This is a genomic window from Streptomyces sp. NPDC056479 (genome assembly GCF_042795335.1).
In the GTDB taxonomy this organism is placed as follows: Bacteria; Actinomycetota; Actinomycetes; order Streptomycetales; family Streptomycetaceae; genus Streptomyces.
The window spans coordinates 289,671-315,986 of record NZ_JBHTRZ010000006.1 but is presented as its reverse complement, the minus strand read 5'-3'; the positions used below and the strand labels follow the sequence as shown (position 1 = coordinate 315,986).

The 26,316-nt window shown below is 71.0% G+C and carries 20 protein-coding genes and 1 pseudogene; 14 read left to right on the top strand and 7 right to left on the bottom strand.

Annotated features, from left to right (window positions below; translation table 11 throughout):
- Positions 1-188: 188 nt before the first annotated feature.
- Positions 189-3,158, bottom strand: a complete 2,970-nt coding sequence (locus ACFQ6S_RS24855) for a BTAD domain-containing putative transcriptional regulator (protein WP_383413728.1) — start codon at positions 3,156-3,158, stop codon at positions 189-191.
- A gap of 410 nt (positions 3,159-3,568) precedes the next feature.
- Here ACFQ6S_RS24855 and ACFQ6S_RS24850 point away from each other — a divergent pair, with 410 nt between their 5' ends.
- Positions 3,569-4,801, top strand: coding sequence for an amidohydrolase family protein (locus ACFQ6S_RS24850; protein WP_383413725.1), 1,233 nt, complete (start codon positions 3,569-3,571; stop codon positions 4,799-4,801).
- A 49-nt stretch (positions 4,802-4,850) separates the two neighbouring features.
- Here the strand turns inward: ACFQ6S_RS24850 and ACFQ6S_RS24845 are convergent, their stop codons facing one another.
- On the bottom strand, positions 4,851-5,741 hold the full coding sequence (locus tag ACFQ6S_RS24845) for a hypothetical protein (protein WP_383413722.1): 891 nt from the start codon (positions 5,739-5,741) through the stop codon (positions 4,851-4,853).
- 284 nt (positions 5,742-6,025) lie between these two features.
- Between ACFQ6S_RS24845 and ACFQ6S_RS24840 the strand changes: the two genes are divergently transcribed.
- From ACFQ6S_RS24840 to ACFQ6S_RS24815, 6 genes are all read left to right on the top strand, one after another.
- Positions 6,026-6,964 (top strand): TIGR03619 family F420-dependent LLM class oxidoreductase, encoded by a 939-nt coding sequence (locus ACFQ6S_RS24840; protein ID WP_383414534.1) that lies wholly within the window; start codon positions 6,026-6,028, stop codon positions 6,962-6,964.
- A gap of 10 nt (positions 6,965-6,974) precedes the next feature.
- Positions 6,975-7,745, top strand: coding sequence for an SDR family NAD(P)-dependent oxidoreductase (locus ACFQ6S_RS24835; protein WP_383413719.1), 771 nt, complete (start codon positions 6,975-6,977; stop codon positions 7,743-7,745).
- A 98-nt stretch (positions 7,746-7,843) separates the two neighbouring features.
- Positions 7,844-8,962 (top strand): LLM class flavin-dependent oxidoreductase, encoded by a 1,119-nt coding sequence (locus tag ACFQ6S_RS24830; RefSeq protein ID WP_383413716.1) that lies wholly within the window; start codon positions 7,844-7,846, stop codon positions 8,960-8,962.
- A 94-nt stretch (positions 8,963-9,056) separates the two neighbouring features.
- Entirely contained in the window at positions 9,057-10,787 is a 1,731-nt protein-coding gene (locus ACFQ6S_RS24825) for an amidohydrolase family protein (protein WP_383413713.1), read from the top strand.
- Entirely contained in the window at positions 10,784-12,247 is a 1,464-nt protein-coding gene (locus ACFQ6S_RS24820; RefSeq protein WP_383413710.1) for an aldehyde dehydrogenase family protein, read from the top strand. Before ACFQ6S_RS24825 ends, ACFQ6S_RS24820 begins: the two co-directional genes overlap by 4 nt.
- 62 nt (positions 12,248-12,309) lie before the next feature.
- Complete coding sequence (locus tag ACFQ6S_RS24815; RefSeq protein ID WP_383413707.1) at positions 12,310-13,107, top strand: alpha/beta fold hydrolase; 798 nt, start codon at positions 12,310-12,312, stop codon at positions 13,105-13,107.
- A gap of 15 nt (positions 13,108-13,122) precedes the next feature.
- Here the strand turns inward: ACFQ6S_RS24815 and ACFQ6S_RS24810 are convergent, their stop codons facing one another.
- Positions 13,123-13,515, bottom strand: coding sequence for a nitroreductase/quinone reductase family protein (locus ACFQ6S_RS24810; protein WP_383413704.1), 393 nt, complete (start codon positions 13,513-13,515; stop codon positions 13,123-13,125).
- Positions 13,516-13,626: 111 nt separating this feature from the next.
- On the opposite strand from ACFQ6S_RS24810, the gene ACFQ6S_RS24805 reads away from it, so the two are divergent.
- The gene (locus tag ACFQ6S_RS24805) at positions 13,627-14,454 is read left to right on the top strand and encodes an endonuclease/exonuclease/phosphatase family protein (RefSeq protein ID WP_383413701.1); all 828 of its coding nucleotides are present in this window, start codon (positions 13,627-13,629) and stop codon (positions 14,452-14,454) included.
- A gap of 120 nt (positions 14,455-14,574) precedes the next feature.
- Positions 14,575-15,456, top strand: coding sequence for an LPXTG cell wall anchor domain-containing protein (locus ACFQ6S_RS24800; RefSeq protein WP_383413699.1), 882 nt, complete (start codon positions 14,575-14,577; stop codon positions 15,454-15,456).
- Between the two features lie 46 nt (positions 15,457-15,502).
- On the opposite strand, the gene ACFQ6S_RS24795 is transcribed toward ACFQ6S_RS24800, so the two are convergent.
- The gene (locus ACFQ6S_RS24795) at positions 15,503-17,020 is read right to left on the bottom strand and encodes a CehA/McbA family metallohydrolase (protein ID WP_383413696.1); all 1,518 of its coding nucleotides are present in this window, start codon (positions 17,018-17,020) and stop codon (positions 15,503-15,505) included.
- Between the two features lie 221 nt (positions 17,021-17,241).
- On the opposite strand from ACFQ6S_RS24795, the gene ACFQ6S_RS24790 reads away from it, so the two are divergent.
- The 4 genes from ACFQ6S_RS24790 to ACFQ6S_RS24775 all read left to right on the top strand — a co-directional run bounded on the left by ACFQ6S_RS24790 (position 17,242) and on the right by ACFQ6S_RS24775 (position 22,632).
- A complete protein-coding gene (locus ACFQ6S_RS24790) occupies positions 17,242-18,090 on the top strand; it encodes an LLM class F420-dependent oxidoreductase (RefSeq protein ID WP_383413693.1) in 849 nt (282 codons plus the stop codon).
- A 59-nt stretch (positions 18,091-18,149) separates the two neighbouring features.
- Positions 18,150-20,747 carry a bifunctional FO biosynthesis protein CofGH gene (locus ACFQ6S_RS24785; protein ID WP_383413690.1) on the top strand — a complete coding sequence of 866 codons (2,598 nt, stop codon included), beginning with the start codon at positions 18,150-18,152 and terminating at the stop codon, positions 20,745-20,747.
- Between the two features lie 81 nt (positions 20,748-20,828).
- Entirely contained in the window at positions 20,829-21,380 is a 552-nt protein-coding gene (locus ACFQ6S_RS24780; RefSeq protein ID WP_383413687.1) for a hypothetical protein, read from the top strand.
- Between the two features lie 91 nt (positions 21,381-21,471).
- A complete protein-coding gene (locus ACFQ6S_RS24775; protein ID WP_383413685.1) occupies positions 21,472-22,632 on the top strand; it encodes a DUF418 domain-containing protein in 1,161 nt (386 codons plus the stop codon).
- 6 nt (positions 22,633-22,638) lie between these two features.
- Here ACFQ6S_RS24775 and ACFQ6S_RS24770 read toward each other — a convergent pair whose 3' ends face one another.
- Positions 22,639-23,136, bottom strand: coding sequence for a DUF2165 domain-containing protein (locus ACFQ6S_RS24770; RefSeq protein WP_383413682.1), 498 nt, complete (start codon positions 23,134-23,136; stop codon positions 22,639-22,641).
- Between the two features lie 216 nt (positions 23,137-23,352).
- Here ACFQ6S_RS24770 and ACFQ6S_RS24765 point away from each other — a divergent pair, with 216 nt between their 5' ends.
- Complete coding sequence (locus ACFQ6S_RS24765; RefSeq protein WP_383413679.1) at positions 23,353-25,833, top strand: tetratricopeptide repeat protein; 2,481 nt, start codon at positions 23,353-23,355, stop codon at positions 25,831-25,833.
- Here the strand turns inward: ACFQ6S_RS24765 and ACFQ6S_RS24760 are convergent.
- Entirely contained in the window at positions 25,784-25,978 is a 195-nt protein-coding gene (locus ACFQ6S_RS24760; protein WP_383413676.1) for a DUF397 domain-containing protein, read from the bottom strand. The genes ACFQ6S_RS24765 and ACFQ6S_RS24760 overlap by 50 nt on opposite strands.
- Positions 25,979-26,108: 130 nt before the next feature.
- A pseudogene (locus ACFQ6S_RS24755) lies at positions 26,109-26,291 on the bottom strand (transcriptional regulator); the annotation flags it as partial.
- Between the last annotated feature and the right edge of the window lie 25 nt (positions 26,292-26,316).

The following is a 26,316-nucleotide window of genomic DNA, read 5'->3' as shown; positions in this document are numbered from 1 at the left end:
CTGAGTGAGAACACCCGTCCGGTAACTCCCCCGAGGGTTACCGGACGGGTGCTCGGAGCCGCACATTAGCCTGACCGGCTCCGTTGCAGACCGTCTGCCCCCCGACGCGACGGTCCGACGGGTACGAGACTGCCGGGCGGAGATAAACGAACGCTGAACGTCCGCGGGTCGAGTGCCCAGTGCGCTGTTCAGGTCGCGGCGGCGGGCCTGAGCAGGACGCGCACCTCGTTGGCTTCGGGGACGCTGTTCTCCTCGAAGAGCTTCAGCGCCTCGCGCCAGCAGGCCTTCGCCCGATCCACCTGGCCGAGGGTCGACAGCGCACGCCCCAGCAGGGTGAGTACATTGCCTCGCATCCGGTCGCCGCCGATGCACCCGATGGCAAGGGCCTGTTCGGCGTGGAGCGCTGCCTGGGCCGGGCGGCGGGCGGCGGTATGCGCCTCGGCGACCCTGAAGTGCGTGGTCCCTTCCCAGAGCCGCTGCCGGTGGTCCGCGAAGATGGTCAGAGCCTCGCCGAACTGGTCGAGGGCGTCCGCGTGCCGGTCGGCCTTGGTCAGCGCCATGCCAAGGGCGTAATGGCCGTTGGCGAGCCGCATGGTTCTGCCCAACGCGGCGAGCAGGGTGAGTCCGTGCTGGGCGATGTCGACCGCCTTCGTGACGTTGCCCATGGCCAGGTGGGCCCGCGAGAGGTTGAACAGCGTGGTCGCCGAGCCCGATTGGTTGCCCGCCGCGGTCCAGCCCTCGATGGCCTGATCGAAGAACACCTTTCCGTCCGCGTACCGGTGCTGGTGCAGCGAGATGAGCCCCCGGTCATTGGCTGCCCAGCTGCCCGCGGCGACGTCCTGGGCGGTGGCAGCCCGGTCCATGGCAAGTCGCGCCTCGTCCGCTGCCTGCTGGATTCGGCCGGAAACCAACAGGACGTTGGTGAGCGTCGTCCGTGCGCGGCCCTCCGCGCGGGGGTCACCCGCGGCCTTCGTGGCTTCGCACACCGCGACGGCGGTGGCCTCGTACTGCCGTGCGTTGGCCCCCGACTCGGCCAGGTCCTTGGCCGCCCACAACAGGTCGACTCCGCGCCGGAGCCGGTTCGTGGCCACGGACTGCCGTACGCAGGCGAGCAGGGACTCGCCTTCGGTGTAGAGCCAGTCCAGGGCGGCCGTGCCCTCCTCGAAGCGCAGGCCCTCGCGTTCCGTCGGCTCCAGATGATCCACCAGGCGGTCCCCTGGACGTTCGATCGCATAGATCGCTGCCGCTGTGGACAGGTAGAAGTCCAGCAGTCTGGACAACGCCCCGTCCCGCTCGCTCGGCGGCTGTTCATCCCGTTCCGCACAAGCACGCGCGTAGAGCCGCACCAGATCGTGGTACCGATACCGCCCCGGCGCCGCCGACTCCAGCAGCGATGTGTCGACGAGGGCCTCCAGCAGGTCCTCCGTCTCGTCCACCGGCAGATCCAGCACCGCGGCCGCCGCGGCCAGCGAGATGTCCGGGCCGTCGGCAAGTCCCAGCAGCCGGAACGCGCGTGCCTGGGCGGCGTCCAGGGCGCCGTACCCCAGCTCGAAGGTCGCCTTCACCGCGAGGTCCCCGGCCTGGAGTTCGTCCAGCCGGCGCCGCTCGTCCGCGAGCTTGGCCGCCAGCACCGACACCGTCCAGGTGCGGCGGGCCGCCAGCCGGGACGCCGCGATGCGGATCGCCAGCGGCAGGAAGCCGCACGCCGCGACCACGTCCAGCGCGGCCTTCCGCTCGGACGCCACCCGCTCCTCGCCCACGATCTTCGTGAAGAGGGCGAGCGCCTCGTCCGGGGACATCACGTCCAGGTCCACGAGATGGGCGCCCGCGAGGTCCACCATCCGCACCCGGGACGTCACCAGCGCCGCACAGCCGTCCGTGCCGGGCAGCAGCGGCCGCACCTGGGCCGCGTCCCTGGCGTTGTCCAGCAGGACCAGCACCCGGCGGCCGTCCAGCAGCGAGCGGTACAGCGCCGCCCGCTCCTGCAGCGAATCCGGCATCGCCGAGTCCGCGGTGCCCAGCGCCCGCAGGAAGGACCCCAGCACGGTCTCCGGTTCCGCCGCGCGTGGACCGGCGCCCTGGAGGTCGACGTAGAGCTGCCCGTCGGGGAAGGCCGCGCGGGCCTGGTGCGCCACATGCACGGCGAGCGTCGTCTTGCCGACCCCGCCGATGCCGGCCAGCGCCGACACGGCCATCACCCGGCCCTCGGTCCCGGAGGCGGACGCCAGCACCTCGCCCAGCTCGCGCACGAAGGACGAACGCCCGGTGAAGTCCGGGACGGTCGCCGGAAGTTGGGCCGGGCGTACCGGGGCCGCCGCCGGTTCGGCCACCGGCGCGGACGGTTCCGCGAGGCCGGGGTCCGCCTGCAGGATCCGCTGCTGGAGCTCCCGCAGACCCGGCCGCGGGTCCACGCCCAGCTCGTCCGCGAGCAGCCGCCGCGTGTCCGCGTACACGGCGAGCGCCTCCGCCTGCCGGCCGCTGCGGTACAGCGCGAGCATCAGCAGCTCGCGCAGCCGCTCACGCAGCGGGTGCTCCGCCGTCAGCGCGGTCAGCTCCGAGACCGCCTCCGCGTGGCAGCCCTGCTCCAGGTCCATGTCGAGGCGGGATTCGAGGAGTTGGAGCCGCCACTCCTCCAGACGGACCCGCTGGGCCTCGGCGTACGGCCCGGGAACCCCCGCCAGCGCCTCGCCGTCCCACAGCGCCAGCGCCCGCCCCAGCACCTCCCGCGCATGGCACAGATCCCCGGCGCCCCGGGCCTTCTCCGCCTGCGTCGCCAGGTCCTGCGCCACCGCCAGATCCAGCGCGCCCTCGGCCAGGCCCCGCACCGCGTAGCCGCCCGACTCGCTCACCAGGACCCCGGCGTCCAGCGCCTTGCGCAGCCGGGAGGCATACGTCCGTACCGCCGCCAGCGCCTGCGAGGGCGGCTCCTCGCCCCACAGGGCGTCGATCAGCTCCGCCGCGGTCGCCGTGCGGCCCTCGCGCAGCAGCAGGGCCGCGAGCAGGGCGCGTTGCTGGGGGGACCCGGTGGCCAGCTGTTCCTCGCCGCGCCAGGCACGCACCGGACCGAGCACGCCGAAGCACAAGTCCGCCGCCGGCTCCGCCGCACCTTGCGCGGAGCCGGGACGCCTCTGCTCCGGCACTCGCGGTACTCCGTCCATCGCAGTCCCCCTAGGCCCTGTCGTTTGGATCATCCCGGCGTCGCGGGCCCTGGCACGCACATTCGCCGCGTTGTCGTCGGTCGCCGACGCTCCGCGTCGACTCCCTCCTCCGCCTTGCGGCTGCACGCTCCCCCACGCTCGAACCGGCTCACGCGGGGGCACCCCCATGCCCCCGCTCGGCTCGGCCAGGAGGAAACCGATCCTCGCAGCCGGGCTGATCCAAACGGCAGGGCCCAGGACCCGTTTACATCCCCGCCAGTTTGCCTTGTTCATGGCAGATGCGTCAGCTCCGGAGAGGGTGATCACAGCTGGACGCGCGGGATATCACAAGGCCCTCACGCGCTCTTCGCACGACGGCGGCCGCTCGCGCGTAGCTGACGGACCGTCAGATCGGCGCTACCGTGAGCGCCATGGACACCGAGACGACGTTTCCCCTGATCATCTCCGTCGACGACCACACGGTGGAGCCGCCCACCGTGTGGCAGGACCGGCTTCCGAAGAAGTACCGGGACATCGGTCCGCGGATCGTCCGCGCGCCGCTGAAGGAGATGACCTTCCTGGGCGGGCGGTTCAAGCCCGTCATGGGCCGGCCGGGCGACGACGGACCGGTCGGCGACTGGTGGGTCTACGAGGACCTGCAACGTCCCCTCACCCGGCTCGACACCGCCGTCGGCTACAGCAGGGACGAGATCAAGCTCGAGGTCATCACCTACGAGCAGATGCGCCGGGGTTCGTACGACGTCCCCGCCCGCCTCGCCGACATGGACGTCAACCACGTCCAGTCCGCGCTCTGCTTCCCGACCTTCCCCCGCTTCTGCGGCCAGACCTTCACCGAGGCCGCCGACCACGAGCTGGGCCTGCTGTGCGTCCAGGCCTACAACGACTGGATGGTGGAGCAGTGGTGCGGCCCGGACGCGCGGGGCCGGCTGATCCCCCTCACCCTCATCCCCCTCTGGGACGCCGAGCTGGCCGCCGCCGAGGTCCGCCGCAACGCGGCACGGGGCGTGCGCGCCGTCGCCTTCTCCGAGATACCCCCGCACCTCGGGCTGCCCTCCGTCCACACCGACGCCTGGGACCCCTTCCTCGCCGCCTGCGACGAGACCGGCACGGTCGTGGCCATGCACATCGGCTCGTCCAGCCGGATGCCCTCCACCTCCGCCGACGCCCCGCCCGCCGTCGGCTCGACGATCACCTTCGCCAACTGCTGCTTCTCGATGGTCGACTGGCTGATGAGCGGCAAGTTCGAGCGCTTCCCCAACCTCAAGGTCATGTACGCGGAGGGCCAGATCGGCTGGATCCCGTACATCCTGGAGCGCGCGGACGTGGTGTGGGAGGAGAACCGGGGCTGGGGCGGGGTGGCCGACAAGGTGCACCGGCCGCCGTCCGAGCTCTTCGCCGACCATGTCTACGGCTGTTTCTTCGACGACGCCTTCGGGCTGAAGAACCTCGACTCCATCGGCATCGGCAATGTGCTCTACGAGACCGACTACCCGCACTCCGACTCGACCTGGCCGAAGTCCCGTGAGGTCGGCGAGGCGCAGATGGGGCACCTGGACGCCGACGTCGTCGACCGGATCGTGCGGCGCAACGCGATCGAGCTGCTGGGGCTCACGGACGACGGGCTGTGGCCGGGCGGCGCATGAGGGAGCCGCGGTCCCGGCGGGGGTCCGCGGCCCGTGCGCAGCGGTGGCGTCAGCCGAGGAACACCGACGAGATCTCGTCGTCGAAGCCGATCGAGTTCAGGTCGGCGATGTTGCCCTGAACCACCTTGGACTCGCCCTTGCAGTCCTTCTCGGACCAGATCTTCAGCGTGCCGGAGGCCTGGAGGGAGGAGGCCGAGTCGTCGCGGCCGACGTTCTGGCACCCGGAACCGGCCAGACCCTCGGAGGGGTCGCCGAAGTTGACCTCGTCGGAGAGGGTGACGCTGCTCGCCGGGGCAGCGGAGCCACCGTCGCCCTGCTCCTGCTCCTGCTCCTGCTCCGGCGCTTCGGCGGCGCCGGCCTTCTGCCCGTCCGGCGTCACGCCGAACCAGGTGCCGCCCACGCCCTGCCCGTTGGTGTCGCCGGGCTTCAGGTCCTTGCTGAAGCGGTAGACCGGCCAGCCGCCGATCGTCACCTGCAGATTGCCGTCGTCGCGCTTGACCACGCCGACGTCGGACTTGTTCACGCCGTCGATGAAGATCCTGCCGCCGGGGGCGACGAGGACGGGCGGCCACGTGGTGGCGCACTCGCCGGCGCAGTTCGACTTGGACGGGTTCGCGGTGTCCTTGTCGAAGCGGTAGAGGGTGAAGCCGGCGCCGTTGACGACGACCGGGTTCAGGTCGCCCGCCTGCGACGCGCTCAGCTGCACCCACTTCTTGGCGACCGGCTTGCTCGCGGGCTTGCCCGGGGTGGTGGCCCAGTCGCCGGTGCCGGGGGCCGCGTTGTTCTTCTCCGCGGTACCGCTGTTGAAGCTCAGGTTCGCCAGGGCGGACCCCGCGGCGGCCCCCGCGGAGGTGTCGCCGCCGGTGCCGTTGCAGGCGGTCAGCAGCAGGGCCGCGGCGGCTGTGGTGGCGGCGATCGCGGCGATGCGGTTGCGGATCATTTCGGTCTCCCCGTGTCTCGGTGCCCGGACCTCCCGGGCAGCCGCCACCCAGTACGAACCCCCCGCGGGCCGCCCTCACCCGGTGACATGCCTGAGACATGAACGCGACGACCTGCGACCAATCGCACGAAGATCGCGATATTCGGGGCATCTTCGGCACGGAGTGAACCGCCCTTGTCCGTCCCCTTGTCCGACCCCACCCCTTGTCTCTTGCGGCGCCAGCCCGGACGATGGCGCCCGAGCCTGAATGTGACGGATCGTCAGATCGAGGAGGGTGTGTGTCCATCCAAGTCCCGCCGGACGGGCGGACGCTGTGCGGCATCCAGCTCCCCGTCCAGTCGCAGAGCACGATCTACGCCGAGCCCTGGGAGGCCGCCGCCGGCCCGCAGGACCTGGTGGCCATCGCCCGCGCCGCGGACCGCGCCGGCTTCGCCTACCTCGCGAGCTGCGACCACGTCGCCATCCCGCGCCGCCTGGCCTCCGCCATGAGTACGGTCTGGTACGACCCGGTCGCCACCCTCGCCTTCCTCGCGGCCGCCACCGAGCGCATACGCCTGCTCAGCCATGTGGCCGTGGTCGGGCTGCGGCACCCCCTCCTGACCGCCAAGCAGTACGCCACCCTCGACCACCTCTCCGGCGGTCGGCTGATCCTCGGCGTCGGAGCGGGGCACGTACGCGAGGAGTTCGAGGTGCTCGGCGTCGACTTCGAGCGGCGTGGATCCGTGCTGGACGAGTCGATCGACGCCCTGCGCGCCGCCCTCGGGCCCGAGGAGTTCCCCGAACACCACGGCAAGCTCTACGACTTCGAGGGGCTCGGCCAGTTGCCCCGACCCGCCCAGGAACGCGTCCCGGTCTGGGTCGGCGGATCGTCCCCGGCCGCCGTGCGCCGGGCCGCGCTGAAGGGCGACGGATGGCTGCCCCAGGGCGACCCCCGCGACCGGCTGCCCCAGCAGATCGCCGAGCTGAAACGGCTGCGTGCCGAGGCCGGAGTCGAGGAGCCGATCACCGTCGGCGCCATCACCGAGCCGCTGTATGTCGGCGTGCCCGCCTGGGACGTCGGCCGGCGCACCCTCGCCGGCTCCCCGTACCGGCTCGCGGAGTCCCTGCGGGCGTACCGCGCGATGGGCGTGCACCAGATCCAGGTGCGGTTCCGCTGCCGCGGCCGCGGTGAACTCATCGACCAGATCGCCGCCTTCGGTGCCGACGTGGCGCCCCATCTCTGAGGAGTACGGCATGGGCAAGCTGGACGGGCGCGTCGTGATCGTCACCGGGGCGGCGCGCGGACAGGGGGAGCAGGAGGCCCGTCTGTTCAGGGCGGAAGGGGCCGAGGTCGTGCTCGCCGACGTCCTGGACGAGCAGGGCGAGGCGCTCGCCGAGGAGCTGGGCGCCCGCTACGTCCACCTGGACGTGCGCCAGGAGGACCAGTGGCGGTCGGCGGTGAGCGCCGTCAAGAACGCCTTCGGCCGCATCGACGGCCTGGTCAACAACGCCGGCATCCTGCGCTTCAACTCCCTCCTGGACACACCCCTCGACGAGTTCATGCAGGTCGTGCAGGTTAACCAGGTCGGCTGCTTCCTCGGCATCAGGACCGTGGCGCCGGTGATGGAGGACGGCGGCACGATCGTCAACACCGCCTCCTACACGGCCGTGACCGGCATGGCGGCCGTGGGCTCCTACGCCGCCACCAAGCACGCCATCCTCGGCCTCACCCGCGTCGCCGCCCTGGAACTCGCGGACCGGCGCATCCGGGTCAACGCGATGTGCCCCGGCGCCATCGACACCGCGATGTCCAATCCGGCCCAGCTCGACCCGGCGGCGGACGCGGAGGAGACCGGTCGCGCGCTGGATGAGCTGTACCGCAAGCTCGTGCCGCTCGGCCGGATCGGGCGCCCTCAGGAGGTGGCCCGCCTCGCCCTCTTCCTCACGTGCGACGACTCCTCCTACATCACCGGGCAGCCGTTCGTGATCGACGGAGGGTGGCTGGCGGGGGTCAGCGTCATCTGACTGGTCATCAGGTATTGACCCTCAATGTGGGTGGTGCCACAGTCGTTCAAAACTGACGGTGTGTCAGAAAACTTCGGAACCGGGGACGGTGAACCGCCTTGGAATTCGGGCTCTTTGTACAGGGATACGTGGGCAAGCGTGCCGAGACCGACCCGCTCGCCGAGCACAAGGCGCTGATGGAGGAGACCGAGTACGTCATCCAGGCGGACAAGTCCGGCTTCAAGTACGCGTGGGCGTCCGAGCACCACTTCCTGGAGGAGTACTCGCACCTCTCGGCCAACGACGTCTTCCTGGGATACCTGGCCCACGCGACCGAGCGGATCCACCTCGGCTCCGGGATCTTCAACCCGCTCGCGCAGGTCAACCACCCGGTGAAGGTCGCCGAGAAGGTGGCCATGCTCGACCATCTCAGCGGCAACCGCTTCGAGTTCGGCAGCGGGCGCGGTGCCGGGTCGCACGAGATCCTCGGCTTTCTCCCCGGGATCACCGACATGAACTACACGAAGGAGATCTGGGAGGAGACGATCGCTGAGTTCCCCAAGATGTGGCTGCAGGACGAGTACGTCGGCTTCCAGGGCAAGCACTGGCAGCTGCCGCCGCGCAAGGTCCTGCCGAAGCCGTACGGGAAGTCGCACCCCGCGATGTGGTACGCCGCCGGGTCGCCGCCCTCGTACTCGATGGCCGCGAAGAAGGGGCTCGGAGTCCTCGGCTTCAGCATCCAGAAGGTCTCCGACATGGAGTGGGTGCTGGAGCAGTACAAGACGGCGATCGTGAACGCGGAGCCGATCGGCGACTTCGTCAACGACAACGTCATGGTGACGACCACGGCGATCTGTGCGCCGACGCACGCCGAGGCGATCGAGATCGCGGTCAACGGCGGCCTGCACTACCTGCCGTCCCTCGTCTTCCGCTACCACGACACCTTCCCGCGGCCCGAGGGCTTCCCCGAGTGGCCGGAGACGCTGCCCGAGTACACCGCGGAGTTCGTCGAGCTGCTGATCGAAGAGGAGCTCGTGATCTGCGGGGATCCGGACGAGGTGCTGCGTCAGTGCAAACGGTGGGAGCAGGCCGGGGCGGATCAGTTGAGTTTCGGGTTGCCGGTGGGGGTGCCCAAGGAGGAGACGTTGCAGACGATTCGGTTAATCGGGGAGCACGTCATTCCCAAGATCGACACGGATCCTGTTCATCGGACTTCGCGGTTCCGGGGGGCTGTCTGAGGTCGTACGGCGGCTGCGGGTGTGTGGGGGCTGGTCGCGCAGTTCCCCGCGCCCCTGGGTAGGTCGGATCACCGCAACTCCAAGAGGTGCACCCATGCTTGATCACGTCATCCAAGGCGCGACCGTCGTCGACGGGACGGGCGCGCCGGGCTACACCGCCGACGTCGGCATACGCGACGGTCGTATCGCCGTCATCGGCACCGTCACCGAAGATGCCCGTAGCAGTGAGGACGCCGGTGGGCTCGTTCTCGCCCCCGGGTTCGTCGATCCCCACACCCACTACGACGCCCAGCTCTTCTGGGACCCGTACGCGACTCCGTCGCTCAACCACGGGGTGACCACCGTGGCGGGCGGCAACTGCGGGTTCACGCTGGCGCCGTTGAACCCGGACCGTCCCGCCGACGCCGACTACACCCGGCGCATGATGTCCAAGGTCGAGGGCATGTCGCTGGTCGCGCTCGAAGAAGGGGCGCCCTGGAGCTGGAGTTCGTTCGGGGAGTATCTGGACGCGCTCGAAGGGCGGATCGCGGTCAACGCCGGGTTCATGGTGGGGCACTGCGCGCTGCGGCGGTACGTGATGGGGGCGGACGCCGTCGGGGGGCAGCCCAGCAAGGAGCAGCTCGCCCAGATCGTGCGGCTGTTGCACGACGCCATGGACGCCGGCGCCTGGGGGTTCTCCACCACCCAGTCGTCCACCCACTCCGACGGGGACGGCAAGCCCGTGGCCTCCCGGCATGCCGGGCCCGCCGAGCTGCTCGCGCTGTCGAAAGCCGTCGGGGAGCACGAGGGGACGCAGATCGAGGCGATCGTCGCCGGGTGTCTGGATCAGTTCAGCGACGCCGAGATCGATCTGTTCGTGGAGATGAGCGCCGCCGCCGGGCGGCCCTTGAACTGGAACGTGCTGACCATCGACTCGGCCGTACCGGAGCGGGTGCCCCGCCAGTTGCTGGCCAGTGAGCGGGCGCGCAAGGCGGGCGGCCGGGTCGTGGCGCTGACCATGCCGATCCTGACGCCGATGAACATGTCGCTGGGCACCTTCTGCGCGCTGAACCTGATCCCCGGCTGGGGGCCGGTCCTGGGGCTGCCGGTGCCCGAGCGGATCGCCCGGCTGCGCGATCCCGACGTGCGGGCCGAGCTGCTGCGGCACGCCGGGTCCAAGGAGGCAGGCGTCTTCCGGCGGCTGACCAACTTCGGGCGGTACGTCATCGGCGACACCTACAGCGAGACGAACCGAGGGCTGAGCGGACGGGTCGTGCAGGACATCGCACGCGAGCGCGGCCAGGAAGCCTTCGAGTGCATCGTCGAGATCTGCGCCGCCGACGGTCTGCGTACGGTCCTGTGGCCCATGCCCACCGACAACGACCCCGCCTCCTGGGCCCTGCGCGCCGAGGCCTGGCAGCACGAGGACGTCATGCTGGGCGGCTCGGACGCCGGGGCGCATCTGGACCGGATGTGCGGGGCGCCGTACACCACCCGGTTCCTCGGGGACTGTCTGCGCGGGCGCAGGCTCACGAGCCTGGAGCAGGCCGTGAAGATGCTCACGGACGACCCCGCACGGCTCTTCGGGCTGCGCGAACGCGGCCGGATCCAGGAGGGCTTCCATGCGGACCTGGTGCTCTTCGACCCGGAGCGGATCGACGCCGGCACGGCCACCCTGGTGCACGACCTGCCGGGTGACAGCCCGCGGCTGGACTCCAGGGCGATCGGGGTGCGGGCGGTGTGGGTCAACGGGGTCGAGGCGATCCGGGACGACGTGGTGACCGGGGCCGTGCCGGGGCGTGTGCTGCGCTCGGGGCGGGACACCAGGACGGTGGCGACACGGTGAGCTTCAAGGGGCCCGACCGGCAGCGGTTGTTCGTGGGCGGTTCCTGGGTCGAGCCGGACGGCGGCCACTACGCCGTCGTCGATCCGGCCACCGAGGAGACCGTGGGCCGGGCTCCCGAGGCCTCGCGGGACCAGGTGCACGCGGCCTGTGCCGCGGCCCGCGAGGCCTTCGGGCCGTGGTCGCGTACGACGCCTCAGGAGCGGGCGGCCGTGCTGGCGCGGGCGGCGGACATCATCCACGCCCAACTCGTGCCGTATGCCGAACTCGCCCAGGCCGAGACCGGCGCGACGATGGGCACGGCCCGCGGCATGCAGGTCGGCGTCGGGGCGGCCCGGTTCCGGCGGTACGCACAGGTGGAGCCCGCCGAGTGGGCGATCGCGCCGCAGATCAACGAGGCCGGACCGATAGCGAAGGCCGGTGTGATGGGTGCGCTGGCCGTACGGCAGCCCGTCGGGGTCGTCACCTGCATCACGTCGTACAACAACCCGTGGGCCAATCCGGCGGGCAAGATCGCACCCGCGCTGGCGATGGGCAACACCGTGGTGGTGAAGCCCGCCCCGCAGGATCCGCTGTCCGTCTACCGGATGGCGGAGGCGCTGGAGGCGGCCGGGGTGCCGGCCGGTGTGGTCAACGTGGTCTCCGGGCGATCGGCGGAGGTGGGCGAGGCGGCCGTGTCGTCCCCGGACGTCGACATGGTGAGCTTCACCGGGTCCACCGCGGTCGGGCAGCGCATCGCCGAGGCGTGCGGGCGGGACATGAAACGGCAGTTGATGGAGCTCGGCGGGAAGGGGGCGGCGGTCGTCTTCGACGACGCGGACCTCGGGTCGGCGGTGGCCGGGATCGGCACGACGTTCTCCTTCTACAGCGGGCAGATCTGCACCGCACCGACGCGGGTGCTGGCCCAGCGCGGCGTGTACGACCGGCTGGTCGAGCAACTGGCCGCGTACGCCCGCCGGTTGCCTCTCGGGGATCCGCGCGAGGCGTCCACGGTCGTCGGGCCGGTGATCTCGGCGGAGCACCGGGAGCGGGTGGAGTCGTACGTGGAGACGGGCCGGAAGGAAGGCGCGATGGTGGTGGCCGGGGGTGAACGGCCGCCGTACGAACGGGGCTTCTACGTCGCTCCGACGCTGCTCGCGGACTGCACCAACGATATGCGGGTCGCCCGGGAGGAGATCTTCGGGCCGGTGGTCTCCGTGATCCCCTTCGACGAGGAGGAAGAGGGCATCGCCCTCGCCAACGACACGGACTACGGCCTGATCGACTACGTCTGGTCCGGCGACGTGGCCCGTGCCTTCCGGGTGGCCCGCCGCCTGCGGGCCGGCGGGGTCGGCGTGAACACCGTCGGGCGCAACATGGAGGCGCCCTTCGGCGGGTTCAAGAGGAGCGGGGTCGGGCGGGACGTCGGGTCGTACGCCCTGCACGCGTACAGCGAGGTGCAGGCGATCGTGTGGCCGGGGTGAGCCGCGCGGATTGACCGGACGCAGGCTGTCACGGGAGCCGTGTGCCGGGCAGAGTCTTCCGTATGGGACACATGGTGCAGGTCAAGGGCGGCGAGGTCTGGGTGGACGACGCGGGCGCGGACGGCGGGGACGTGGCCGGACCGCCCGTGGTGCTGCTGCACTCGGGGGTCGGCGACTCCCGGCTGTGGGAGCCGGTACTGCCCGGTCTTGCGGCCGGACGTCTTCGGGTGATCCGGTACGACGCCCGCGGCTTCGGGCGGTCGCCGGCGCCCACCGGCTCCTACACCCAGCTCGACGACCTCAGGAGCGTCCTGGACCACTTCGAACTGCCCCGGGTGGTCCTGGTCGGCTCCAGCATGGGCGCCAGGACGGCCATCGACCTGGCCCTGAGCGACCCCGGCCGGGTGGCGGCTCTGGGGCTGCTGGTGCCCGGCGTCAACGGCTACGACGGCCTGGAGGCGCCGGAGGTGACCGAGGAGATCGGCCGGCTGGCCACCGCCCGTGACATGGACGGCTTGGTCGCCTTCGCACTGCGGACCTGGGGCGCGGCGGGCCCCGACCCCGACACCGAGGCCGAGTCCCTGCTGCGGGCGGCGATTCCCGCGTGGTTCACGACCTACGGCCACGAGACCGAGGGCGGGCGGGCCTTCGACCGGCTGGGCGAACTCGACCTGCCCTGCACGCTTCTGCTCGGGGAGCGGGACCAGCCCGAGGTGATCCGCTGCAACGAGGCGATGGCCGCCCGTATCCCCGGCTGCCGGCTGGTCCGGCACCCGGACTGCGACCACTTCCCGACGCTGCGGGCGCCGCGGGACGTCGGACGGCTGGTGACGGAGCTGTGCGAGCGGGCGCCGGCCTGACCGGCGCCGTACGCGTCAGTCGGTGAGGTCCACCCGGATCGTCAGCAGATCCGCCCCGAACGTCCGCACGCCGGCGCTGTTGAACCGGGGCAGGGTGCGCAGGCGGGCGATCGGGTCGTCGTCGGGCAGCAGCTGTGCCGTGCCGGTGTGCCACCGTCCCTTGATCCGCACCCGCACCCGCGGATCGGCCTTGATGTTGCGCACGTACTGGGATCGCTCCCCGAACTCCGACACCAGCCAGAAGGCGTTGCCGACCCGGCGTCCGCCGAGCGGCGTGCGGCGCGGCAGACCGGAGGTGCGGCCCGTGGTCTCCAGCAGGGTCTGGGTCGGCAGGCGGCGCATCACGGCGTTGAGCCGGCGCTGGAAGGCCCTGACGGTCCGGTACCTGGTCTCTGCGCGGTCGGACATGGTTTGCGGTTCTCCTGTCTCGTAGTGAGGCTGATGCTCTTCAATGTCTCTCACAGGGGATCGAACGGGCAGCGGAACCTCGAACGGTTCCTCTACGAGAGACGGTGGCCCATGCGCGTGGTGACCTGGAACCTGTGGTGGCGCTTCGGCCCCTGGGAGGCCCGGCAGAAGGCCGTGCTCGCCGCGCTGCGCGATCTGCGGCCCGACGTCGTGGGCCTGCAGGAGGTGTGGGCCGCCGATGGTGAGAACCAGGCCGAGTGGCTGGCCGGCGAACTCGGCCTGCACTGGACCTGGGCCCCCTCACCCGCCCCCGAGCGCTGGCGCCGCCGGATCGGCGACCCCACGGTCGACATCGGGAACGCCGTATTGAGCCGCTGGCCGGTCACGGACCGGCGCACGCTGCGCCTGCCGGCCCCCTCCGACGTCGACGACGGCCGCCTCGCCCTCTTCACCCGCCTGGCGACCCCGTCCTACGACATCCCCTTCTTCACCACCCACCTCACCTCCGCCCCGCACGCCTCGGCCGTCCGCTGCCGCCAGGTCAGCGCCCTCGCCGAGTTCGTCTCGGAGAACCGGGGCGACTCGCCCTTCCCCGCCATCGTCACCGGCGACTTCAACGCCTGGCCGGACTCCGACGAGATCCGCCTCTTCGGCGGCTACCGCACCGCCCCGGTCGTCCCCCGCCAAGTCTTCCTCGACGCCTGGCAGTACGCCGCCCCGAACGCACCCGCCGTCACCTGGGATCCCGCGAACCCGTATGCCGCGGCGGCCCTGCTGCCGGGCGCGCGGATCGATTACATCCATGTGGGGCCGCCGGGGAGGGGCGGGCTGGGGCATGTGCGGGCCGTTCGGCGGGCGGGGGACGGGCCGGTCGACGGGGTCTGGCCGTCCGACCACGCGGCGGTCGTCGCCGATCTGGGGGACACACCGACGCCCTGACCGCGCTCGAAGTCGAGGCTCAGGGAAACATCTGATGACGGAATGGTGGGCCGTCACAACGGACGGGTGATCACGAGGGTCACACAGGTACCAATGGCCCCTGCTTCCGAGGTTGATCACATGAGAACCCGTCAGACTCTGCTCGCCGCCGCGTTGGTTCCGACAGCGCTGCTGACCGGCGCCACGGCATACGCCGCCGAGTCGCCGACACCCTCGGCGTCGGCATCGGCGACACCCGCTACGGGCTCGCCTTCCGCGTCCGTTTCGGCGTCCCCGTCCTCACCCCAGGCGTCGAACGACCCGTGGGACTGCTACAGCGATCAAGAGGACCCGAGCATGCGGGCGACGCTCGACGGCCTGCCTGGACGGATAGGCGTCGGCAGTGGTTGGCACGGCCTCACCCTCAAGGTCCTGAACATCACGGACAAGGCCTTGGAGGACGTCGAGGTCAGTCTCAACAAGGTGGCATACGACAAGATGCCTGATATGCCCACGGAAAGTCCGGAGTATGTGGACATGCAGCGTCAGGATCCGAAGTCCCGGGCCTGGGTCGACATTCCCTTCCCGGACGACTACGAGGGCGTCCTCGCCACGGCCGACATCGCCCCGCACGAGACGCTGACGTTCCGGCTCCGCCTGCGCGTCAACGAGGGCGTACCCCTCGGTAACTCGGGGCTTCCGAAGGACGAGGGCAAGGGGGAGGGCGATGTGATGGCCCACCTCAGGCGCTTGGACGCGAACGGCGAGTGCAGATGGGCGCGAGACTGGGAGGGCTTCGGCATCTACGAGTCCGACGCGGGCAATGGAGACGGGGCACCTTCGACGCCGCCGACCGCCACCGTCTCCACGGGCGCGGGCACCGCCCCTACGGGCGGCCTCGCCGAGACAGGCTCCTCCTCCGCGCTCCCGCTGTTCGCTCTCGCGGGTGGTGCGGCCGTCGCCGTGGGGGTCGGCTCGGTGTACGCGGTACGGCGTCGCAGGGCGGGCGAAGGCCGGGGCTGACCGCGAGGTGAGTCCGGCCTGCCCCGGCGTCGGGATGACCTCCGGTCTACGAACGCCCCAGGAAGATCGGGTTCGTGAACGCCGCCAGTGCGCCCGGCAGCGGGCCCGCCGCGGCCTCGTGGCGCAGCTCCGCCCTTACGTACGCCGCGTACGAAGGCGTCGTGCGCCACTCCACGACGCCCGAACCCGCCACCGGCAGCGGGGCGCTGGTGAACAGCACGCCCTGGTCGGTGACGAAGCGGACCGTGCAGCGTGGGGCGCCCGAGGCCTCCAGGCGGATCGTGACCGGGGTGTCCCGGTCGACCTCCAGGCGGCCGCCGATGCCCGCCTGGCGGCCCCGGCCGCCGGACGCCGTGAAGGTGAGGGAGACGTTCTTGGACTCGGCGATGTAGGAGCGGCCCGCCCGGATGCCCTCCTGGATCGCCTCGCGCGAGAGGTCGTCGGCGAGGACGACGGTCTGCGGGGAGCCGACCGGGTCGGGGCTGCGGTGGGCGTCGCTGTTGCCCATCGCCGGGATCCAGTCGCGGGCGTCCTCGCGCACCGATGCGACCAGCATGCCGTCCCAGTCCGCGAGGGCCACCTCGTCGTCCGGCGTCCACGGCCCGTTCCAGACCTCGATCGCGTCCGCCTCGCCGAAGCCGAACTTCCAGTTGCAGCCGACGCAGGTGGCGTGCGGGTGGGCCGGCACGACGAGGCCGCCGGAGCGGCGGATCTGGCGGGCGAACTTGCCGAAGCGGTTGTCCCGGGCCCGGTAGCGCCAGTCGATGAACGTGCCCGGCTCGACACCGAGGGCCACCACATGGCCGTTGCGCGTCGTGACCTCCTCGCCCAGCATCACGAGCAGGTCGTCGCCGGCCGCGTCGGCCCAGTGCGCGTGCGCCGAGTTCGTGTTGTGCTCGGAGCTGTTGATGAAGTCCAGCCCGGCCTCACGCGCGAGGGCCGCGATCTCTGCGGGGGTGCGGCGGCCGTCGGAGTACCAGGAGTGCAGATGGCAGTCGCCCCGGTACCAGGCGCGGCCCCGGCCCTTCGCCCGCTCCGGCGGGTACGTCGGCTCGACGGCCTCGGCCTGCTCGCCGTACGTCAGCGTGATCGTGACCTCGTAGGCCAGGCCCTGCGGGGCCACCGTGTAGGGACCGAGGGCGATCTGCCAGGTGCCCTCCTCGATCGGCCCGGGAAGGTAGCCCGGCGTCGCCTCGTCCGCGCGGATGAAGAACTCCGTGCGCGCACCGCCCGACCAGCCCCGGAAGCCCTTGCCGCCGAGCTCGGTGCCGCGCTGGTCGAACATGCCGATGTCGAGGCCGTTGCCGGTGGTGCCGGCCGGGACGGAGGGCCGGTCGTAGGTGTAGGAGACCTTGATCTCCCTGACCCCTTCGGGGACTTCGACGGGCAGGTACACGAAGTCGGGCGCTCCGGGCGGCAGAGTCCCGCGGACCGTACGGGTCTCGGCGTCGTGCATGTCGTCCGCCCCTCTCGCAAAGGTCACGCTTCCCAACGTAAGCGCGGCCGCGGCGCCCGTCACGAACAGGGCGCGTCTGCCCAGGCCGGCGTGGTCGTCCTCGCACATGCTGCTGCTCCCCAGGTCGTCGTGCGTGACAGGGCATGGGTGGTGCAGTGGTGGTGCGTGCAACTTTCGTATTGAGCCGTGAACGGCCGGGCAAGGGAAGGGAATCGGCAGCCAATCAGCAGCCGATCGTCAGCTGACGTAACCCGGCCGGTCGCGGGGGATCGATTTAGGCCGACCGGTCGGTATCGACATCGTGACGTTCTCGCGGTACAGATGCGGTCATGCGCATCTCCGTGACGATCTTCCTCACCGACGAGACCATCACCCCGCTCCGGCTCGCCCGTGAGCTGGAGCAGCGCGGGTTCGCCGGGCTGTACCTGCCCGAGCACACCCATATCCCGGTCGAGCGGGCCACCCCGTACCCGGCCGGCGGTGAGCTGCCGCCCGAGTACGGCCGGACCCTCGACCCCTTCGTCGCCCTCGGCCAGGCCGCCGCCGTCACCGAACGGCTCGGCCTCGGCACCGGCATCACGCTGGTCGCCCAGCACGACCCGATCGACCTGGCCAAGCAGATCGCGACCCTGGACCACCTCTCCGGCGGGCGCTTCACCCTCGGCCTCGGCTTCGGCTGGAACGTCGAGGAGGCCGCCGACCACGGGGTGGAGTGGCGGACCCGGCGTGAACTCGTCCGGGACCGGATGGCCCTGATGCGGGCCCTGTGGACCGACGAACCCGCTTCGTACGAGGGGGAGTTCGGGTCGGTCCGCGCCAGTTTCGCCTACCCCAAACCCATACAGAAGTCGCGCGGTCCGAAGGTCAACGGTCCGCGCACACTCATCGGTGGAGCGGCCGGGCCGAAGCTGTTCACGCACATCAGCGAGTACGCGGACGGGTGGATGCCGATCGGTGGGCGGGGGTTGTCCGAAAGTATTCCCCGGTTGCGGACCGTCTGGACCGACGCCGGACGCGACGCGGACGCGCTTCAGGTCGTGCCGTACGCCGTGTTCCCCAACCCCGGCAAGCTCGCGCACTACGCGGAGCTCGGGATCGAGGAGGTCGTGGTGCAGTTGCCTCCGGCGGGGGAGGCGGAGGTTTTGCGGGTGTTGGACGAGTACGCCCCGTTCCTGTGAGAGAGCGATAGGCCCCCGGTGCTCAATTGTCCCGTTCACCCCGCTCGTATGCTCGAAGGATGACGACTTCCGCGACCTCCGGAACCGGCTCGACACCCGGCCCGACCGAGAACTCCATGCGTCGCGCCCTCAAACGCGCCCGGGACGGCGTCGCGCTCGACGTCGCCGAGGCGGCGGTGCTGCTCCAGGCCCGCGGCGAGGCACTCGACGACCTCGCCGCGTCCGCCGGCCGGGTACGGGACGCGGGCCTCGAAGCCGCCGGCCGGCCCGGCGTCATCACCTACTCGAAGAGCGTCTTCATCCCCCTCACCCGGCTGTGCCGGGACAAGTGCCACTACTGCACCTTCGTCACCGTCCCGGGCAAGCTGCGCCGCGCCGGGCACGGGATGTTCATGTCCCCGGACGAGGTCCTCGACATCGCCCGCAAGGGCGCGGCCCTCGGCTGCAAGGAAGCCCTCATCACCCTCGGCGACAAGCCCGAGGAGCGGTGGCCCGAGGCGCGCGAGTGGCTCGACGCGCACGGCTACGACGACACCATCGCCTACGTCCGCGCCATCTCCATCCGGATCCTGGAGGAGACGGGGCTGCTCCCGCACCTCAACCCGGGCGTCATGTCCTGGACCGACTTCCAGCGCCTCAAGCCCGTCGCCCCGTCGATGGGCATGATGCTGGAGACGACGGCCACCCGCCTGTGGTCCGAGCCCGGCGGCCCGCACCACGGCTCCCCGGACAAGGAACCCGCCGTCCGCCTGCGCGTCCTTGAGGACGCGGGCCGTTCCTCCGTGCCCTTCACCTCCGGGATCCTGATCGGGATCGGCGAGACGTACGAGGAGCGCGCCGAGTCCCTCTTCGCGCTGCGGAAGGTCTCGCGGGCGTACCACGGCGTCCAGGAACTGATCATCCAGAACTTCCGCGCCAAGCCGGACACCGCGATGCGCGGCATGCCGGACGCCGAGCTGGACGAACTGGTCGCGGCGGTCGCGGTGGCCCGGCTCATCATGGGCCCGGCCGGCAACATCCAGGCCCCGCCCAACCTCGTCGAGGGCGAGTACGCCCGCCTGATCGCGGCCGGCATCGACGACTGGGGCGGCGTCTCCCCGCTCACCATCGACCACGTCAACCCCGAGCGCCCCTGGCCGCAGATCGAGGAGCTGACGCGGCAGTCGGCGGACGCCGGCTTCGAGCTGCGGGAACGGCTGTGCGTCTACCCCGAGTTCGTCCAGCGCGGCGAGCCCTGGATGGACCCCCGGCTGCTGCCGCACGTACGGGCCCTCGCCGACCCCGAGACGGGCCTCGCGCGCCCCGACGCCGTGGTCGAGGGCCACCCGTGGCAGGAGCCCGAAGAGGCCTTCGTGTCGGCCGGCCGTACGGACCTGCACGCCACCATCGACACCGAGGGCCGTACGTCCGACCGCCGCGACGACTTCGACGAGGTGTACGGCGACTGGGGCGCCCTGCGCGAGGCGGCCGCCCCCGGGATGGCGCCGGAGCGCATCGACACCGACGTGCGCCAGGCCCTGCGGGTCGCCGCCGACGACCCGACCCGGCTGACCGACGCCGAGGCGCTGGCGCTGCTGCACGCGGACGGCCCGGCACTGGACGCGCTCACCCGCATCGCCGACGACGTGCGCAGGTCGGCGGTCGGCGACGACGTGACGTACATCGTCACCAGGAACATCAACTTCACCAACGTCTGTTACACGGGCTGCCGTTTCTGCGCGTTCGCCCAGCGCAGGACGGACGCCGACGCCTACACCCTCTCCCTGGACCAGGTCGCCGACCGCGCCCAGCAGGCCTGGGACGTGGGCGCGGTGGAGGTCTGCATGCAGGGCGGCATCCACCCGGACCTGCCCGGCACGGCCTACTTCGACATCGCGAAGGCGGTCAAGGAGCGCGTCCCCGGCATGCATGTGCACGCCTTCTCGCCCATGGAGGTCGTCAACGGCGCCACCCGCACCGGCCTGTCCATCCGCGAGTGGCTGACGGCGGCGAAGGAAGCGGGCCTGGACTCCATCCCCGGGACCGCCGCCGAGATCCTCGACGACGAGGTCCGCTGGGTCCTGACCAAGGGCAAGCTGCCGACGGCGACCTGGATCGAGGTGATCACGACGGCCCACGAACTGGGCATCCGGTCGTCGTCGACGATGATGTACGGCCATGTCGACCAGCCCCGCCACTGGCTCGGCCACCTGCGCACCCTGGCCGGCATCCAGCAACGCACGGGCGGCTTCACGGAGTTCGTGACCCTGCCGTTCATCCACACCAACGCACCGGTGTACCTGGCCGGCATCGCCCGCCCCGGCCCGACGATCCGCGACAACCGCGCGGTGACGGCCATGGCCCGGCTCCTGCTGCACCCGCACATCCCCAACATCCAGACCAGCTGGGTCAAGCTGGGCACCGAGGGCGCGGCCGAGATGCTCCGCTCCGGCGCCAACGACCTCGGCGGCACACTGATGGAGGAGACGATCTCGCGGATGGCGGGTTCGTCGTACGGCTCCTACAAGTCGGTCCGTGACCTGGTGGCCGTCGCGGAGGCCGCCGGACGCCCGGCGAAACCCCGCACCACGCTGTACGGCGAGGTGCCCCAGGAGCGGCAGCGGGCGGCGACCGCCTCGGACGGGCATCTGCCGGAGCTGCTGCCGGTACTGGACTGAGGAGGAAGACCCTGCCGCGGGGCTCGGTACGATGATCCGACCCCCGCTGGAGGGGTGCCTTAGCTGAGGAGATGCGTGCCCGTGCCTGCTCCCAAGGTCTGGGTGACCGGTCTGACGGTGGGAGCGATAGCCGCCGTCACCGTCCTCGCCGTGCAGGCCGACAAGGGGCCGCATCCCACGGCCGCGTCGGCCCGCCCGAGCGCGTCGGCGTCCGACGGCGCGAGCCCCGCCCCGACGAAGTCCGCCGCGCCCGCCGCCGTGCCCAAGGGCTCGGGCACGGGTCGCCGGATCGTCTACGCCGTCGGCCAGAAGCGGGTCTGGCTGGTCGACGCGAGTGAGGCGGCCCGTCGTACGTTCGCCGTCTGGCCGGGCACGGTGAGCCCGGACCCCGGCAGCTACGCGGTGTCGTCGCGGACCATGGCCACCACGGGCTCGGACGGCGTGCAGATCGAGAACATCGTCTACTTCGCCGCGAAGTCCGGTATCTCCATCGCCTTCTCCAACGCCGTGGACGGCTCCTCGCCCCCGCCCGCCGAGGGCAAGCAGACCGGCGGGGTCCGCATGCGCGCGGCCGACGGGGCGGCGCTGTGGACGTTCGGGGAGACGGGTACGACCGTGGTCGTGGTCGAGTAGGAGTCGCGGGAGCCCGCTGCATCCTTCGATGTACGACAGGTTCGCCTTCGCTCATGACGATCCCGGGTGATACCGCCGAGACGATGAGTGCATGACACACACGGACGCGCGAGTCCCGCAGACACCGCAGGCCACGCCCGCCGGACGCCGGCTTCCCCTCCTCGACGTACTGCGCGGTGCCGCCATCCTGGGCACCCTCATGACGAACGTGTGGATCTTCACCGGACCGGGCGCGGAGTGGGGAGCCCAGCAATCCGGGATGTCCACGGGGGCCGTCGAAGGCACCTTCGGCGTGCTGGCGAACGGCAAGTTCCTGTCGCTGCTGACGATCCTGTTCGGGGTCGGCCTGGCCATCCAGTACGCGTCTGCGGAGCGGCGCGGGCAGCCGTGGCCGGGGCGCTACCGGTGGCGGGCGCTGTTCCTGTTCGGCGAGGGCACGGTGCACTTCGTGCTGGTCTTCGCGTGGGACGTACTGATGGGGTACGCGGTCACCGCGCTGCTCGTCGCCCGGCTGCTGACCCGCTCCGAGCGGGCACAGCGGCGGGTGATGTGGTGGGCGGCGGGGATCCATCTGACGGTGATCGGCCTGCTGACGGCGGCCCTCACGCTCGCCGACAGTGGCGACGGCGCAGCGGTCTCCGGGGAAGTCGTCGACCTGTACGCGCACGGCAGCTACCTGGACCAGATCGCCTTCCGCCTGGAGAACGCGATCGTCCTGCGCATGGAACCGGTGCTCACCTTCTTCCTCCTCGTCTTCCTCTTCCTCCTGGGCGTACGGCTGTTCCGGGCGGGCGCGTTCGGCGCGGACGAGACGGGGCGCCGGCTGCGCTCCCGCCTCCTGGTGTGGGGAATCGGCCTCGGGCTGCCCCTGAACGTGGCGGCGACGCTGGCCGGCCCGGACCTGTTCCTGCTGGCCAGGTACGGCACCGCCCCGCTGCTGGCCCTCGGGTACATCGGGCTGATCGGTGCCGTGGTCGACCGGGTGCGGCGGCCGGGCCCGCTGATGACGGGCCTGACCTCCGTCGGCCGGACCGCCCTGTCCGGCTACGTCCTGCAGAACCTGCTGTGTGCCCTGGTCTCCTACGGCATCGGGCTGGGCCTGGCGGAACGGCTGGGCGACTCGGGGCCGTGGTGGGTGGTGGGCCTGTGGGCCGGCGTCTGCGCCGTGCTCATGGTGGGCTCCACGCTGTGGCTGAGGCGGTTCTCGGCAGGGCCCCTGGAGACCGTCCAGAAATGGGCCCTGCGCCACTGATACGCGTCAGGCGGACGGCTGCTGCGGCAGGTGGTTGACGATCAGCACGACTCCGCTGAACAGGAACACCCGGGTCGCGGCGTCGAGCCCGTTCCAGTCCCCGGACTGCCACATCGAGAACCACTCACCGCCGATCGCGATGAACCCGGCGCCGAAGAGCAGCATCAGCATCAGCAGGCCGTACGTGGAGAAGCGGCGGGCGCGGGCGTCGTCCCGGCGGAACCACAGCCAGGTCCCGAATATGAGCACGAGGGCGGCGACGGTCTCCCAGACGATGATCGCGACGTACGCCGCGTCCTGAAGTCCCTTGCTGGTGACGGCTCTCCACATCAGGTCGTCGTCCTTGAACGTGGTGTCCATCGCCAGCACATGCTGCACGAACTGCTGATTCGTCCCGAAGTCGGTGATGTTCCCGAAGGCGACCAGGGCGATGTAGAGGGCGACGGACGCCGTGAGGAGGGCGGCGGCGAGGTGGAGGGCGGGGCGTGGGGGTGTCATAGGCATGATGGTCATCTTCCCTGTGCGGGCGCTGTGTTCGGAACGCCTCGCGCCACTTCCGTCGGGAGTTGGCGCAACACAGTGGGAGCCGGGCTCGATGTTTCGGTTTTGGAAGGCTTCGGTCCGCGATCCTCCGAAGCTGCCGGCTCCCCACTCATCGGCCCCGTCAAGGGAGTTGAGACAGAATGGGCGCAGCGGTCGGCCGAGGAGAGGGGACGCGGGATGGCGCAGGCGCGGCCGTCGATGCAGGAGCTGATCCGGCAGCGCAGACGGGCCGGGTTCGTGGGGCGAGGAGCCGAACGGGCCGCGTTCCGGGAGAACTTCGACGTGCCGCCGGAGGACGAGCGGCACCGGTTTCTGTTTCATGTGCACGGCAACGCCGGGGTCGGAAAGACCTTCCTGATCCGGGAGCTGGAGGACATCGCCGGTGAGCGGGGGGCGCTCACGGCGTGGGTCGACGAAGGTGTCGGCAGCGTGCCGGAGGCCATGGCGACACTCAGCCGTCAGTTCGGCGCCCACGGGCATCGGTTCAAGGAATTGGACCGGTTGCTCGCCGCGCACCGGGAACGGCGGCACGAGGCGGAGGCTGCCGCCGTCGCGTTGCTCGAATCGGAACCGGAGGGAGTGTCGGCGACCGGCATGGCGGTGGCGCGGGCCGGTCTGGTGGGGCTGGGAATGGTGCCGGGCGTCGGTCCCTTCGCGGGTGTCCTCGATGCCGCACAACTCGCGCGCGGCGCCGACCGGTTGAGAGCGGGCCTCAGCGCACGCTTCCGCAACCAGGAGGATCTCCAGCTGGTGTTGTCACCGGAGACCATCCTCACGCCCGTGCTCCTGAGTGAGCTCTCACAGACCGCGTCGGCCGTGCCGATCGTCCTGTTCTTCGACACGTACGAGCGAACAGGACCCTTTCTCGACAGATGGCTCCACGAGTTGATGACGACGCACCGGTACGGCGAGTTGTCGGCCGACGTCGTCGTGGTCACCGCCGGACAGCTCCCCCTCGCCACCCGCTGGGGCGGCTTCGCGGACTTCGTGGCGGACATACCGCTCGGGCCCTTCACGGAAGCGGAGGCGCGGGACCTGCTCGCGGACAGGGGCGTGCGCGATGAGCCGGTCGTCGCGGAGGTGCTGCGGCTCACCGGAGGGCTCCCGGTACTCGTCTCCACCCTCGCGGAGACGCACCCCGCCGAACCGGCGGATGTGGGGGATCCGAGCGGAACGGCCGTGGAGCGGTTCCTGAAGTGGGAGCCGGATCCCTTGCGCAGGGCGGCCGCACTGGCCTGTGCCCTGCCGCGGACACTGGACGCGGATGTGTTCCGTGCGGTGGTCGACTGCCCGGAAGAGCAGTTCGACGAGCTGTACGCGTGGCTGCAGGGGATGCCGTTCGTCAGCGAGCGGGGGAACCGGATGCGGTACCACGACCTCGTACGCGTGCCGATGCTGCGGCTGCAGCGCAGGCAGTCACCCAGGGGCTGGACAGAACACCACCGACGTATCGCGCAGACGTTCACGAGGTGGCGGGAACAGGCCGAAGCCCATTTGGACCCGAGCGAGTTCTGGACAGAGGTGGACTGGCGGGAGCTTCGGCTCGCGGAGTCGTATCACTCCCTGTGCGCAGGGCCTCGTGCCGCGATGACCACGGCCCTGACGGACATCGCCACCGCCTGTGACCACGGAGACGACATTCTGCGGCCGTGGGTGCGGCTCCTCGTCGAGGTGGGTGAGGACGCGGACGTCCCGGCGGTACGGATGTGGGGAGACGGGCTGACGGAGGCACATGCGACGGGTGGGGCGGCCGAAGTGCTCCGGCTGCTGCTGAGCCGCGCCCGCGGCGACGAGGCGTGGCTGGCGCAGGCGCGGGCGTCGCGGGGCGATGCACTGGCGCGGGGTGGTGACCACCCGATGGCGCTGGAGGAGTACGACCACGCCCTCGTTCTCGATCCGGACCTGGTGCGGGCCTACCGAGGCAAGGTCCTGACCCGCAGCGCGCTCGGCGACTACCGAGGCGCCCTCGACGACCTCCGCCGGGTTCTCGAACTGGAGCCGGACAACCCGTACAACGTGTTCCTGCGCGGTGAGCACCAACGGATCCTGGGCCGCTACGACGAGGCGATCCAGGACCTGGACAGGGGCATCCGGCTCGACCCGAACCAGGAATTCGCCTGGGCCTCCAGGGGCGCTGCCCGCCTCAAGCGCGGTGAACTCGACGAGGCCCTCGCGGATCTGAACCGCGCCCTCGAACTCAAGCCGGACTACGCCTGGGCGCTGGCCCGCCGAGCCCGCCTGTGGCGCGCCCACGGGGACCGTGTCAGCCAGCTGACGGACCTCGACCGGGCTCTCGCCCTGCAACCCGACTGGGCCTGGGGCCGCTGTGAGCGCGGTGACGCACTCCGCGGGGCCGGCCGTGACGAGGAGGCTCTCGTCGACTACGACCGAGCCCTGGCTCTGGACCCCGAGTACGCGTCGGCGTTCGCGAGCCGTGGTGCCTCCCTGTCCAAGCTCGGCCGCTACGAGGAGGCGCTGGCCGACCTGGACCGCGCTCTGGAGCTCAACCCCTCATATGCGTGGGCACTGGAACGGCGGGCGACCGTGCACCGCCGGCTCGGTGCGGACGACAGGGCGGTGGCGGACGAGACTCTCGCGGCCCGCTTGATCAACGGCGGGCCGTGGACTGGACGAACGCCGCCCACGAACCGTCCGTGAACACGAGCCGCCCGCCGTCCTTGTCCTTGGAGTCACGGACGTGGACGGTGGGGCTGGTCGGGGCGGGGGATATGGCGACCTCGACGCAATCGGGGCCGTCGTTGCTGCTGTAGCTGCTCTTGAACCACTCAGGCTTGGGGCTCATGTCTCTTTCCCAGGGGTGACATGCCCGTCTGGCCGGACCATATGCCTGCCAACACGATCAACGGCGCGCTGTGGACCGGACGAACGCCGCCCACGAATCGTCCGTGAAGGCGAGCCGCGCGCCGTCCTTGTCCTTGGAGGGCGCCCAGCTCGACCGCCTCGTCCTCCAACTTCGCCAGATCCCGAACCTTCTTCGGATACCGGGCCCTCTCCACGTCCTCCTTCATGGAGGCGAGCTTCCCGCCCGCCCGCAGCACCTCATCGGCCTTGTCCAGGAAGTCCGGCTTCGGAATCCGCCGCCCCCGTTCCACCTTGCTTGCCGGGCAGGGTGCCCGGTCC